The sequence below is a fragment of the Bacillus sp. LNXM65 genome (genome assembly GCF_002998575.1).
Lineage (GTDB): Bacteria > Bacillota > Bacilli > Bacillales > Bacillaceae > Bacillus.
Window position 1 is genome coordinate 43,514 of sequence record NZ_PVRB01000004.1, and the last position, 13,169, is coordinate 56,682.

Below are 13,169 nucleotides of genomic sequence, written 5' to 3' on the forward strand. Positions count from 1 at the left end.
CCCCTATCAGCATTCACCTTATACTATGCAAGTTATGTGCCAACATGGGAAAATGCCCCTATTCTTTACAAAAGGAGCTTTACCCGTGATATTCAATGGATGGTGGTGCCTATTTTTCGGCATCTGCATATTTCTTCAGTTTATACTGCAACGTTTGTCGAGGGATTTTTAAGGCTGCGGCGGTTTTTTTAATATTGCCATGATGCTGATTTAAAGCTTCTTGAATCAAAGTTTGTTCAAATGAAGAAACCTGACTTTTTAAGGAGGCGTCGGGTGTTTCTTCCTCGAGCTTCTGCGTACGTAAATGAGCAGGAAGGTATGAAGGAGTGATGTCTTCCGCTTCCTTTGGCATCATCAATACGGCATGCTCAATGGTATGTTTTAATTCTCTGACGTTTCCCGGCCAGTGGTGAGCCATAAACAATTGTTCCGTTTCTTCAGAAAGGCGTTTGACGTTTTTTGAAAACTGCTGATGATAGGTTTGAATGAAATGGCGGGAAAGCAGCGGGATGTCTTGCTTTCTCTCACGAAGCGGCGGGATATGAAAAGATGACACATGCAGTCTATAAAATAAGTCTTCTCTTAAAATTTGCTTTTTCACTGCTTCAAATGGGTCCATATTGAGTGCAGTAATGAGTCTTACATCCACTTGAATCGCTTTTGCATCCCCAATGCGGCGCACAACACCATCCTCTAACACACGTAATAATTTCGTCTGCAGCGTGAGCGGCATCGCTTGCAGTTCATCAAGAAAAAGCGTGCCTCCATCAGCCAATTCAAAGAGCCCCTTGCGATCAATTGCGCCCGTATAGCTCCCTTTGACAGATCCGAATAATAGGCTCTCAAGTAGCGATTCTGGAAGTGCTGCACAGTTTTGCGGAATGAACACTTGGTTTTTCCGGTCAGATTCATGAACAATGGCTTGAACGAGCACTTCTTTCCCTGTCCCTGTTTCCCCGTAGACAACAACTGATGACGGATAAGCAGCTGCTTTTCTTGCCTTTTCAAGCATTTCTTTTAAGAACGGATCATTTGTTAAAAATGAAGCAAAATCATGCATTTGTTCTGCCCCAGCCACATCGTGTATCCGTTTTTTTTGATCTAAACGATTTGAAAGGGCTGACAGCTTCGATACATCTTTTGCGACTTCGACCGCGCCTATTAGCTTGCTTTCTTCAATAATGGGCAATGTCGTGTTGACGGTTTCAATTCTTTCTCCGTTTTTATTCAAATAGGTTTGCAGCGAATGATAAATGGGCTTCCCAGTTCTCAAAACATGCATAAGCGTACTTGTTTTTTCTGTTAAAGAGGGATACACCTCAAGGATGTACTTGCCAATCACCTCTTCTTTTTGTAAACAGTCAAACTTAGCGGCATTATGATTGTAAAAGATCGTCATGCCTTGATCATCTACAACATGAATGGCTTCATCAATGGCTTCTAAAATTAATTCAAACCAATCCGCTCTTTCGACAACTTTCCCCATTCTTTCCCCCTCACTTTCAGTGCCAAAAAACCGGCATCTATTGCCGGATTTTCAGCGGCTTGATCGGCTTGATTATCTTCATCACACGTTCTCCTGTCCTTTCATGTTTCGCTTTTTCCTTGCAACTTCCTGCTTTTTTTGTCTATAGCGTCAAAAAAGCACCCCTCTTATGAGGAGTGCTTTCGCCCTGATGTTTGATAAAGAGACATATCAAATTCTTGCAGCGATTCCATATACAGCGGCACTATCGGCTTTCCTTCTTGAAATAACGTAAATTGGGAAGGGTATAAATTAATTGGCTGATGATAAAAAGCAAATCGCTTCACGACATCAGGATCAATACGGTAAAAGGTATGATGCATCAGTAAATAGACATCTTGTTTCCATTTAAACAGCCGCCTGTTTGGCGGACTAAATACTGGAGAAACTTGAATCATACCGCCATCTTCAAACATCTGAAGCCGTTCATTTGAAATCGTATAGATCTCCTTAGGGTGAAACTGAAAATATTGCACGTCACGTTTTGAAGCAAATCGCCTTTTTTTCTGATCTTCAATATAATAGAACGTTTTTCCATGATCTGCCGTGACAACTGTATAATTTGGTACTGCCAGCATGTCTTTCATCTCATATTTCATCGCACATAACGATGGCACCCGAATCGCGCGCCTGTTTTTTTCGTTCACCCAGCACCTTTCAATTTCATGAAGATTGCCGCCTGCGATTTGGTAGTAATCCCCTTCCTTTTCAATCACCGTTCCGTCAATGAGATCATACGGCATACTCGAAAACAGATGATGAAAGGAATGAGGGGTTTTATACGTTGTATCAAGTACATCTCTTAATGGAAAAAACGCGGCAAATTGATTCAGCCTCATCCAAAAAACAGAATCTGCATGATGCCAGTGTTTAGGCTCATCAGCCCAATATTGTCCGTATTTTTCATGAATTAGCGGAAGCAAACGCCTTCTGTGCATGACCGAACAATGATCCACTTGAAAGGACGCATGCTCCAAGATTTGGTCCGCTTCACGCACAAAGCTCATGGTCTCGACTAAATGCTTATCAACATGCACGACCCGCTGCGAGGAATACACAATATCGATATGAGGATTCGACTGAAAAACATCCACCATTTTCTGCAAACGATCTTGATGATACACAGTATCATCTGTTAAATAACAAATGAGCTGACCTGTTATACGGGTTAGCGCTTCATTAATAAGCGTCGCATACCGTACGGTTAACAGCCGTTTTGCAGGATGAACCGTGCGTGAATACAGATGAATGCGTTCATCGTCTAAATAGGGCTGGATCTTTTGGATGGTGCCTTGTTCTGAGCCATCATCCATAATCAGAAGCTCCCAATTTGAATACGTTTGTTCCACCATACTCTTTAGCACACGATCAATGAAATCAGGTTTATTGTAGCTTGTTAAAATTACCGATACTTTCATGATCATTATCCTTTTTAATTAGATTAAAAAGCCCCCCAGCTGACAATGTTCACGTAAGGAACATTCACTCTTAGCTGATTTGTCACGTTTTTAAAGACTGCTACTGTATCAAAGAGCTGCACAACAACTACGTTTTGAAGGACATCTCCATTGACTAAATGAACACGTGGCAGCGGAATGCCAAGCTCAAGCCATGGACGAAGTAATTCTTTGATGTCTGACACACTCTCTTCCTCACTTTCTTCTAAAAGACGAAGAAGAAGTAAAATCAAGATGACTTCAAGTACTCCTTCTGCTTCTAGTAATTCTTCGTTCCAACCATTTAATAATTGTTCAAATTCCATTCATAATCCCTCTCTCTTCACATTTAATCTTTACTAGAGTATGAGAATCACTTCATTTAGCCTCAGCATTTGAAAACATTTTTAAAAATGTGTGAAGTAATTAAATGAAAAAAAGAACAAAGAATCAGCGTTCTGCTTATACCAAAAAAAGTGAACGGCATATACATAGGGGTGAGTTTGAATTGATGAAGAAAGGATGGGGAAAAAATGAGCGACAAGCGTGCCGAATTAAAAAAAGAACTATTGAAAGTGTTTTTCAAACCACTTACTCGTGCATTAACAGTTAATCTTGAAGAAGGAGGAGTTCAAATGGAAGAAAAATTGAACAATTTATTAAGTGAAGTGGCAGCTGAGGCATCACCTTCAGATTCTGCTACAACACTCGATGTATCGCAGCCAGCAAGATGGATTTTTGCAAGACTTGCACCAGGAACTGTCATTAGCATTGTCACTGACTCAGGAGATTTAATCGGGCCAGTTCAATTCGTAGCATTCAATGCTTCAACGGGTGTTGTATTTGTTACACAAGAAAGCTCAGTTACACCAACAGGCTCTGCAACGACTTTATTAGATGTAGATAAAGTTGAAAGTGTTACGTTCACATCTTAATGTGAGAGGGCCATCATGAAGCTTCTTTATATCAGCTCTGGCTACGGCGGAATCTATCACATGTTTGATCAATGGGTAGAAGAGAGCTTCATTGATTCCCCCTTTTCATGTGTAAAAATTGATCGAGAATCTCTACCCGCTCACATGCACAAAATCCGGACATTTTCTCCGGATTTTGTTTTAATGATGATCGGTGATCATGTTCCGAGCGAAGTGCTTCATCAATTCAAACAAGAAAAGATCCCGATCGTTTTGTGGATGACAGAAGATCCCTTTTATACAGATGTGTCAGCTGCTTGCACGCGTGATGCGCGGCTCGTATTAACGATTGATGAAGGAGCTTTGCCATTTTACAAACAATTGGGCATAGGTCACACCCACTACTTTCCCATTCCGGCAAATACACGTGTTTTTCAAAAAAACGAATCGCCTGAAGAGATGTGCAACTATGACATTGCACTCGCCGGCTACCCTTATCCCAACCGCATCATCGCCATTGATACACTCTTACAACAGAACAAATGGCGGATTCTCGTTGCAGGTAAGGAATGGCATCGTCATTTAAATAAGTCACGAAGACATTATCGAGATCTCACACTAGTGACCAATTGGCTAAGCCCTCAGCAAATGGCGGACATCTATCAGCAATCAGCGATTGTTCTTAACCCGCACAGGCCGGCTCAGTTTGCCTATAATAAAAACAAAGCCATGATTCAAAATGTAAGCCTGAACAACAGAGCGTTTGATATCGCTGCAGCTGAAAGCTTTCAATTGACGGATCTACAACCGCCGCAAGCTTTTTCAAGCTTCGTTTTTTATAAAGATGAGGACGATTTGCTGGAACAGGTTGAATATTATGGATCAAATGCCGAGAAAAGAAAAGCGATCGCACGAAACAATTACGAACAAGTCGTTCCCTGGAATACATTTGAGACATTTCCACACAGGCTTTATGAGATCGTAAAAAGCGCCCTATGACCGGGCGCTTTTCTCGTTGAAATTCATCTTATGCATAACCCTCCGCATCTCGGCGAGCCAATAAGACTTTCTCCGCTTTCTCAAGGTCTTCCTCCTGTTTCACCACGAGTGATTTTTGGCGATCCATGATATACGCTCCAACAGATCCTTCTAAAAAGGAATGAATGCATTCTTTTGCATATGGAACATGAAAAGCATACACTGCTCCATTTAAACGGCCATACGTATATGGCTGCTCATGCTTTGGCATGAAAAAGTAATGATTGTCCTTATATAAAGTGGCTTCATTATTCTCATGCAGTGTCCATGTTTCATTTGGGTTTTCTAGCGCCTCTGTAAAAGATGCCATGCAGTCATAACTCCCTTCTACTAGAAGCTGCAAGCACTTCTCAATATCTTCCGGCTCTCTTAAAGGAGACGATGGATGCAAATATAGAACAATATCAAAGGTCTTCCCCTCACGCTCTAAATAAGCAAGCGCATGCTTCACAGCTATGAGTGACGGTGTTTGTTCCGTTACATGCGTGTCTGGCAGTTCAATCACATGGGCTCCGTAGTGAGATGAAATGATTTGAGTATTGACATCCTCTGTAGAGACGATGACTTCATCTAACTCAATCATTTGCAGTAACGGCTGAATGGTCCAATAGATGAGCGGCCGCTCCGCCAATACGCGAATGTGTTCATCATGCTGATCGCGCCTACTTCTAAAAGCTGGTATCAAGGCTAAAATACGATTTCCCCTATACATGTATTCCCTTCTCCCCTCGCGCAAAGCTCTCTTCATTTTCACCGAGCTGATCGCAGTACTGAAGTGTTCAGGTCTCTCGTTTTTCTACTTGTTCTCTTATCTCTCCATATTCTATTAAGACGTCAAGCAGATGGTTATAATTTGTTCACCTAATTTATATAGAAAGTGGTTCTTTTCCTCAAACGGATACCGCTCTTTCACATATGATGCAAAGTAGAGAAATGAGAGTTGGGGGATTAGATATGTCCAAAAAGATAGAAACGAGTTTGAAGGCTTTTTTTCGTGACAAAACGATATTAGTCACAGGCGGTACGGGTTCGATCGGCCGTCAAATTGTGAAAAAATTAACATCATGCTCTCCAAAGAAGATTATCGTCTTCAGCAAAGATGACAGCAAACAATACATGATGAAAAATGAGTATGCAGATCATCCAGAAGTTGCATTCGCTTTAGGAGATGTACGAGATGCAAGCCGCGTGAGACAGCTCGTCAAAGGCGTTGATATCATCTTTCATGCAGCCGCCTTAAAACAAGTACCCACTTGTGAAGACAATCCGTTTGAAGCCGTACAAACAAATATTATCGGCGGACAGCACGTCATTGAGGCTGCAATCGAACATGAAGTCAGTCATGTTGTCAACATCTCAACTGACAAAGCAGTTTCTCCGACCAATGCCATGGGTGCAACAAAATTGATTTCAGAAAAACTATTTTTCCAAGCAAACGAAAGTATTCCGAATCAAAAAACGATGTTTTGCTCTGTGCGTTTTGGCAATGTGCTTGGATCAAGAGGTTCCGTCATTCCCATCATGCTCCAGCAGCTGTTAAATGAAAAACCTTTGACCGTAACTGACCCTAATATGACACGTTTTTTTATGTCCATCGAAGAAGCTGTCTCCCTCACACTTCAAGCAGCCATCATGATGAAAGGCGGCGAAACATTCATTCTCAAGATGGAGTCATTACAGCTTGCTGATCTCTTAAAAGCGTTTTATGAATATGCCACTCAAATCAATGTCGCATCCCCGGATATTCTCGTTGTTGGGAAAAGACCTGGAGAAAAGCTTCACGAAGAGCTCACATTTCCGCACGAAGCAGATGCACTATTTGAGCATGAACAATTTTATGCCATTTTACCAAGACCACAACTGCACGCTGACTTTCAAAAAGTCGACTTAACCAATTACACATCAAATGAAGCGCCTCTCATTACAAAAGAAAAGCTATTCCACATCATTGAACAATTACATCACACGCATCATAAAAAATAAAAAATCGTCACACGGAAGCAGATGCCTTCCATGTGACGATTTTTAAATAGATCAATCAAATAGATGTTTCAAATCCCCATAGCCTTCTTTTTCAAGATCATCTTTTGGGATAAACTTCAAAGCGGCTGAGTTAATACAATACCGAAGACCATTTGGTCCTGGTCCATCAGGAAAGACATGACCTAGATGAGAATCAGCTGTCTTGCTGCGCACCTCTGTCCGCACCATCCCATGGCTCGTATCCACCTTCTCCGCTACTTCCTCATCTTCAAGCGGCTTTGTGAAACTCGGCCAGCCGCAATGGGCATCAAACTTATCTAAAGATGAAAAAAGCGGCTTGCCTGAAATGATATCCACATAAATGCCTTCTTCTTTGTGATCCCAGAATTCATTTTGAAATGGCGGCTCAGTGCCATTATTTTGCGTGACTTCGTACTGCATTCGGTTTAATTCTTTCAGACGCTTTTCTTTTTCGTTTGTCATGATTTATCACTCCAATGGGACTCAATAAAACCCGCTCTGCCCGAACCGACATGATATCGTTCGTAGTGCATTTTGTTCTTTTTATAATAATGCTGATGATATTCCTCTGCGGGATAAAAAGGACCAGCATCTAAAATTTCTGTCACAATTGGCTTTTGGAAAGTGCCGCTTTGGTTCAGCTTCTCTTTCGATGCTTCTGCAAGCTTTCTCTGCTCGTCATGATGAACATAAATACCTGTGCGGTAGGACTCTCCTCTATCACCAAATTGCCCTCCATCATCTGTTGGGTCTATTTGCTGCCAATACAGTTCTAATAGCTTTTCATACGGGAAAACGTCTGGATCAAACGTGATTTGAACCGCTTCTCTATGTCCCGTTGTATTTGTACATACTTCCTCATAGGTCGGATTCACTGTATGTCCGCCAGTATACCCTGATTCAACTTTGATAATGCCCGGCTGTTCATCAAAAGGTTTAACCATACACCAGAAGCAGCCTCCTGCAAATGTGGCTAATTCTTGTTTTTCAGACATATTAGTGCCCCCTTCATTTAAAAAATGGTATCATCATATTATAACATGATGAAAAATAATGAAAATGATACGACTTGTATACCTAAAATAAAAGAAAGCATTCTGTCGTATCTTAAAATATAATGGGGGTTTAATGATTGGAACAAAGAAAACAAATGATGTATGAAATGGATTCTTTACTGAGAACCGTATTTAAGCAGATCCGTTATGAGATTAACAGCCTGCTCGAAAACGAATTATCTCGGAATGAATTTCTCATTTTAAATTTGCTTCGTGAGCAAGGTGCAAAAAAAGTAACGGAATTTGCGTCCATTCTAGGGGTGTCAGCAAGCCATATCACAGCTGTGACCGACACACTCGTAGAAAAGGGCTGGATTACCCGTATCCGTTCTAAAGAGGATCGCCGCATCATCAAAATCCACTTAACCGATAAGGGTAAGGAAATTACTGAGCATTTTGAGAAAAAGAAAACAGAATACTTTATGGAGCGATTTGAGTCATTCGACGACGAAGAACTGAAAACAATGATCAAATTATTTAAAAAGCTGGATAAAAGTCAAAAGGATTAAGCATAGATTTTAGCGCTCTGGACATGCTACGGATAAAAAGAGGTGGAATGAACCATGACAAGCCCTTATCTTTGTCCAAACTGTAAAACAAACAGAACGCGCTTTAATCTGATTGAGCAGCTTTCAGAACCTGTGAAGCTGGATCCTGCGACCGGAGCAGTTGTCGAAAGATACGAAGGAGAGCAGCTTTCTCCTTTTCACGTGAGCTATCAAGGTCCTCAAATAAAAGTCCAGTGCGGCGTTTGTGGTTTAATTGAGGATGAAAAAACGTTCATTAAGCTAGCTGAATATCATCAATATTCTTCTCCTTCTTAACTTGCGGGCCTGACGGAAAACGTCAGGCTTTTTTCTATGCTTCTTTTGCCTATACAGATCGCCTTTTTCATGCATACGCTACAAAAAACACCATCGCATAAGAAAGTAGGGATTGATGACATGCAGCAGCTCTCTTATCATGACTTTCCATACCGTCCACTCGCTGCGGGCTTCGAGCACCCTCAAAGCAGCCCTTCATCCAAAGCCTTTATTCGGCTCTTTCACGCTGCACCAGATCTTAGTGAGCTCGCTGTATATGTGAATCGGAATGAGGTCTTGAAAAAAATGCCTTACAGTCATTTGACAGCTTATATGGAGTGGGATGAGGGAATTTATGAGATAGAAGTGTTCAAGCTGGCCACAAAAGAAAGAGTTCTTCATTCTTGCATGATGATTAAACGTAGCGAGATTTACACCCTATGTATCACAGGTGCTCATGCAGGTTTTGCGCTGCTGACAGAGCGGCAAGACCCTGTGATTCAACACGAGGACCTATCAGCCCTTACATTTGTCCATCTGTCTCCAGACCTTCCTTCCATTGATATATATGAACGTGATCAAGGGGTGTTATCAAAGGAGCTTCATTATGTAAACAGCACTCACATTCATCATTTCTCCCCGAATAAATATCATTTTGAATTAAAAGCCGCCGGTACTCAAAGTGTACTGCTTGATATCCCAAAAGTTCATCTGCAAGCAAATCGCGCATACCTCATTCTGCTTCATGGCTTTGCTAACGGAGAGCCAGAGCTTATGGCGAAGGTGGTCTTGTCTCAGCAAATATAAAAAAGAGCCTTTCCTCAATGGAAAAGGCTCTTTACGAGACATCTTCAGCTTTTTCTTGCTTTTGAAAATCAAAAGCAAGAATCATGATACCTAGAAATAATGCACAATAGGCAATATTTAAGTAAAACTGATCGATATTTTCTGCTCTTAAATCAGTGGCAGCTGTAATGCCAAAGTACGCAGCAAATAAAAGCGACAGTAAACTAAAATATTGATAGACTCGCTTCATGATTTCACTCCTGACTCACTTTCTATTGCTTTGGATGATAATATGAGAACTCAATTTCATCGTTCTCTAGATCAATTTTGTTTGCTTTCACATACATATCATTCGTCAGTGGCATTTCTGAAAGGCGTACTTCAACCGTTTTTTGATCCGGTTTCACATGAACGAATTCTGGCAGTTCATAGAACTGGCCCATGTAGCTTAAAACAAAACTAATCGGAATGCTCAATTGTCCAATTGAAAGGCCATCCACTTTCAACAGCACATCACCATTATCTTCGACAGTTGGCGTAAATGAGACGTTTGCATCAATAGTCGAAGAGAAAGCTTTAATTGCGCCTGTCACTTTCACATCTTGATCGATCGCCACATGAAAGTCTGGCATATCACTTGATCCTTGATTTTTCAAGTAATCATTGATAAAGCTGGTGAGCGATTCCTTTGAGCTAGATATATTAAAAGAATACTCGCTTTTTAATTCTTTAGTTGAAGCGGATTGACCGCCTGGCAGCATCATCAAAATACCGCAGGCAAGAACAATCAATAGATTGATTGCAAGTAAAATAAAAAATAAGCTTTTCCACTTTTTCATACGTTCACCCTATTCCTTCGGCAGTCCTTCTTTTTTCACTTTGGAGAATAAACGATTTGCCATAAGAGAGTACCCCTTTTGGTTTGGGTGGAAATCATCATCTGCCAGTAATTTTTCATCAGAATCTTCCTCAAATAAATCTGCTACATTGATCATATCAGCGTTGCCGTCTTTTTTCAGTTCCTTTTTGGCAGCGGCATTCCAATCTTTGACGACTTCATCAATATCTCGCAGCTCAGACAAACTGAACTTAAAGGGATTGTACATGCTGACATACATGATCTTCGCATGATCATTGTGCTTTCTCAATTGAGCAAGAATGGTTTTAAAGCGCTCCTCAAAAGGACCCTGCTCTTTTTGAAAAGGAGCAAACGTCAAATTGAGCACATTTTGATGGACAACATGCATTAAGTCATTGCCGCCGATCGTAAAGAAAATATAGTCAGCGTCTTTCAGTCCGTCTTGCACCTTTTTTTCTTTTAATCTTTTTAATAAATCTACCGTTCTACTGCCTTTAATGGCATAATTTTTTAATGTGACAGATTGCACGCCGTCCACCGCTTCTAACTTGTCACGGGTCATGCCTGCATATCCTTTTTTATGTTGATCTCCGATTCCTTCTGTTAAGGAATCTCCAACCGCTGCGATCGTAATATGTTCTTTTACGTCTTGTGTGTCTTCTAGTTTATCCTTTATGCCAGCCTCTTGCGCGGAACATGCAGAAAGAACAAAAGCTAGAGACATCACAATCAAAATCAAACGAGCCTTCAAACGATGATGTCCCTCCTTTTTCTGATTAAAAAAGTGTATCATGTTTTCGCTCATTTGAACATCCTTATGCTAGCTTCGATTCAGCGTTTTGATGTCCTTGATAATTTCATCATAAGGTGTATTTTGTACACCATCATAATTTTTCATCACTTTCCCTTCTTGATCAACTAGGAAAAACAATGACTGATGAATCACTTGGTCTTCATCTTCAGGTTTCTTCACAATGGTTTTAAAGCTCTTCATTGCGAATTTTTCGATTGCGGACTGTGAATAGCCAGTGAGAAAATCCCAATTTTTAAAGGACAATGGATATGCTTTCGCAAATTCTTTTAGCTTGTTCGGTGAGTCTACCTCCGGGTCCACGCTAAAGGAAATGATATGAGCATCCAATTTTTCTTCTTTTAACCGTTTTTGCAGCTCTGTCATATGAGCAGTCATCGGCGGACAGATCGTTTCACAGCTTGTGAAAATAAAATCTGCAACCCATACTTTCCCCTTCAAATCATCCAATGACACCTTTTGACCATCTTGATTTTCATACTCAAACGGCTGTATTTGATAATTTAACGCATCTTTGATTTGTCCATTTGAACATGAGACTAAAAGAAGCACGCTTATGATCATAAGCGTACCAAGTGAGGCTCCCCTTTTTTTAAGCATGGTACGTCCATCCCCTTTTTCAATCAATCGGTATAAAAAGTAAAGCCTATTGCGCCTTTTCCAGTGTGACACGAAATAATCGGTGTTGTGTAGGCGATGTCAACAAGTGCTTCAGGTGTGTGATCAAGCAGCGCTGATTTGAGCTTTTCAGCGAGTTCTAATGCATCTGCATGCGCTATTCCAATGGCTTGAACTGTTTTTCCTTTCACGGCCTGTACATACTGTTTGGTCAAATAGCGGACAAGAGCAGAATAGCTTCTCACATTCGCTTCCGGCGTGTATACCCCGTCCGTTAAGCTGGCAATTGGTTTGATGTGAAGAAGGGAGCCGATCAGTGCCTTCCCTCTTCCAATTCTTCCACCTTTCACGAGATTTTCTAATGTATCGATTGTGACAAATAGCTTTGTTTTAAGACGGATTTTATCCATTTCTTTGATGATGTCTTCACGGCTTGCACCATTTTTTGCAAGCTCTGCTGCTTTGGTGACTTGAAACCCTAATCCATAGGAAATAAAATTTGAATCAATCACCGTGATGTTTCCGTCTACCATTCTCGAAGCGCTTTCAGCAGTTTGAACAGTACCACTCATCCCACCAGTTAAATGGATACTAATGACTTCGCTTCCATCTGCTGTGAGCTTTTCATATAATTCGACGAATTGACCGATCGCAGGTTGAGACGTTTTCGGCAATTCCTCAGCGGCCTCCATTTTTTCAATAAATTCATCTGGCTGTATATTCACTCGGTCAATATAATCAACCCCAGAAATGGAGATATTGAGCGGAATCACGTGAATGGAAAGATCATTGATTTTTTCTTGCGGAATGTCCACAGTTGAATCTGTTACAATTTTAATTTGTTTCACTATCGTCTCATCCTTGCTGTCTTAGTCTTTACTTATGATATTACCTTATTTCGTGCATACTTGAAAACAACTGTCATGACGTTTTTAAAATTGTCACATTTTCTTCTTTTTATGAAAAAAATCTTTGCCAAGCTGAGCAGCTGTCATTTCAAAACGACCGCTCACTCCACTTGACAAAGATTTCTATTTACGCATTGTGTTTCAGTGTAGGCTCCTGATAGATCTGCTCATATGTGCTCCACTTGACGTTACGTTTCACATCCTCTCTGAAAGAGTATACAGCTCTCTTTCCTTTAGATACATAGACTTTTTTCAAGAAAGCTTCAAGTCTAAAGGTGAGCATGAAACCATACGTCTCATCTCCCTTTAGTACAGGGACTTCTGTTACCTTGATCTGAGCTCCATCCATCCGTCTAAAACATATTGTTTTGAGCAGCACAAACGATCAATCCTCTTTTCCAATGTTCTTTTA

General features: G+C 40.8%; 18 protein-coding genes. 6 read left to right on the forward strand and 12 right to left on the reverse strand.

Annotated elements, in window-relative coordinates; genetic code table 11:
* Positions 1 to 109: 109 nt before the first annotated feature.
* From C6Y03_RS08610 to cgeC, 3 genes are all read right to left on the reverse strand, one after another.
* Complete coding sequence (locus C6Y03_RS08610) at positions 110 to 1,486, reverse strand: sigma-54 interaction domain-containing protein (protein WP_106039182.1); 1,377 nt, start codon at positions 1,484 to 1,486, stop codon at positions 110 to 112.
* Between the two features lie 167 nt (positions 1,487 to 1,653).
* The gene (locus C6Y03_RS08615) at positions 1,654 to 2,949 is read right to left on the reverse strand and encodes a glycosyltransferase family 2 protein (RefSeq protein WP_106039183.1); all 1,296 of its coding nucleotides are present in this window, start codon (positions 2,947 to 2,949) and stop codon (positions 1,654 to 1,656) included.
* Positions 2,950 to 2,966: 17 nt separating this feature from the next.
* Positions 2,967 to 3,287, reverse strand: coding sequence for a spore maturation protein CgeC (gene cgeC, locus C6Y03_RS08620; protein WP_106039184.1), 321 nt, complete (start codon positions 3,285 to 3,287; stop codon positions 2,967 to 2,969).
* Positions 3,288 to 3,494: 207 nt separating this feature from the next.
* Between cgeC and C6Y03_RS08625 the strand changes: the two genes are divergently transcribed.
* Positions 3,495 to 3,896: a hypothetical protein gene (locus tag C6Y03_RS08625; protein WP_106031081.1), complete on the forward strand. Its 402-nt coding sequence runs from the start codon at positions 3,495 to 3,497 to the stop codon at positions 3,894 to 3,896.
* A 15-nt stretch (positions 3,897 to 3,911) separates the two neighbouring features.
* Positions 3,912 to 4,874: a CgeB family protein gene (locus tag C6Y03_RS08630; RefSeq protein WP_106039185.1), complete on the forward strand. Its 963-nt coding sequence runs from the start codon at positions 3,912 to 3,914 to the stop codon at positions 4,872 to 4,874.
* Between the two features lie 28 nt (positions 4,875 to 4,902).
* On the opposite strand, the gene C6Y03_RS08635 is transcribed toward C6Y03_RS08630, so the two are convergent.
* Entirely contained in the window at positions 4,903 to 5,625 is a 723-nt protein-coding gene (locus C6Y03_RS08635; RefSeq protein WP_034660961.1) for an acylneuraminate cytidylyltransferase family protein, read from the reverse strand.
* Between the two features lie 242 nt (positions 5,626 to 5,867).
* Here C6Y03_RS08635 and C6Y03_RS08640 point away from each other — a divergent pair, with 242 nt between their 5' ends.
* Entirely contained in the window at positions 5,868 to 6,896 is a 1,029-nt protein-coding gene (locus C6Y03_RS08640) for an SDR family NAD(P)-dependent oxidoreductase (RefSeq protein ID WP_066030757.1), read from the forward strand.
* Between the two features lie 51 nt (positions 6,897 to 6,947).
* Here C6Y03_RS08640 and msrB read toward each other — a convergent pair whose 3' ends face one another.
* Positions 6,948 to 7,379, reverse strand: coding sequence for a peptide-methionine (R)-S-oxide reductase MsrB (gene msrB, locus C6Y03_RS08645; protein WP_060596568.1), 432 nt, complete (start codon positions 7,377 to 7,379; stop codon positions 6,948 to 6,950).
* A complete protein-coding gene (gene msrA, locus C6Y03_RS08650; RefSeq protein ID WP_066030756.1) occupies positions 7,376 to 7,912 on the reverse strand; it encodes a peptide-methionine (S)-S-oxide reductase MsrA in 537 nt (178 codons plus the stop codon). The genes msrB and msrA overlap by 4 nt, the downstream gene beginning before the upstream one ends.
* A 137-nt stretch (positions 7,913 to 8,049) precedes the next feature.
* Between msrA and C6Y03_RS08655 the strand changes: the two genes are divergently transcribed.
* From C6Y03_RS08655 to C6Y03_RS08665, 3 genes are all read left to right on the forward strand, one after another.
* Positions 8,050 to 8,481 (forward strand): MarR family transcriptional regulator, encoded by a 432-nt coding sequence (locus C6Y03_RS08655; RefSeq protein WP_034660968.1) that lies wholly within the window; start codon positions 8,050 to 8,052, stop codon positions 8,479 to 8,481.
* A 54-nt stretch (positions 8,482 to 8,535) separates the two neighbouring features.
* Positions 8,536 to 8,796, forward strand: coding sequence for a hypothetical protein (locus C6Y03_RS08660; RefSeq protein WP_034660970.1), 261 nt, complete (start codon positions 8,536 to 8,538; stop codon positions 8,794 to 8,796).
* A 69-nt stretch (positions 8,797 to 8,865) separates the two neighbouring features.
* Positions 8,866 to 9,582 (forward strand): DUF4397 domain-containing protein, encoded by a 717-nt coding sequence (locus C6Y03_RS08665; protein ID WP_223251475.1) that lies wholly within the window; start codon positions 8,866 to 8,868, stop codon positions 9,580 to 9,582.
* A gap of 31 nt (positions 9,583 to 9,613) precedes the next feature.
* Here the strand turns inward: C6Y03_RS08665 and ypmT are convergent, their stop codons facing one another.
* The 6 genes from ypmT to C6Y03_RS08695 form a co-directional block, all read right to left on the reverse strand.
* The gene (gene ypmT, locus C6Y03_RS08670; RefSeq protein ID WP_034660972.1) at positions 9,614 to 9,811 is read right to left on the reverse strand and encodes a protein YpmT; all 198 of its coding nucleotides are present in this window, start codon (positions 9,809 to 9,811) and stop codon (positions 9,614 to 9,616) included.
* A 22-nt stretch (positions 9,812 to 9,833) separates the two neighbouring features.
* A complete protein-coding gene (locus tag C6Y03_RS08675; RefSeq protein ID WP_034660973.1) occupies positions 9,834 to 10,400 on the reverse strand; it encodes a YpmS family protein in 567 nt (188 codons plus the stop codon).
* A gap of 9 nt (positions 10,401 to 10,409) precedes the next feature.
* Positions 10,410 to 11,171, reverse strand: coding sequence for an SGNH/GDSL hydrolase family protein (locus C6Y03_RS08680; protein ID WP_223250486.1), 762 nt, complete (start codon positions 11,169 to 11,171; stop codon positions 10,410 to 10,412).
* A 69-nt stretch (positions 11,172 to 11,240) separates the two neighbouring features.
* On the reverse strand, positions 11,241 to 11,831 hold the full coding sequence (locus tag C6Y03_RS08685; RefSeq protein ID WP_106031076.1) for an SCO family protein: 591 nt from the start codon (positions 11,829 to 11,831) through the stop codon (positions 11,241 to 11,243).
* A 23-nt stretch (positions 11,832 to 11,854) separates the two neighbouring features.
* Entirely contained in the window at positions 11,855 to 12,697 is an 843-nt protein-coding gene (locus C6Y03_RS08690; RefSeq protein WP_106031075.1) for a DegV family protein, read from the reverse strand.
* A 187-nt stretch (positions 12,698 to 12,884) separates the two neighbouring features.
* Entirely contained in the window at positions 12,885 to 13,136 is a 252-nt protein-coding gene (locus tag C6Y03_RS08695) for a YpmP family protein (protein WP_034660976.1), read from the reverse strand.
* Between the last annotated feature and the right edge of the window lie 33 nt (positions 13,137 to 13,169).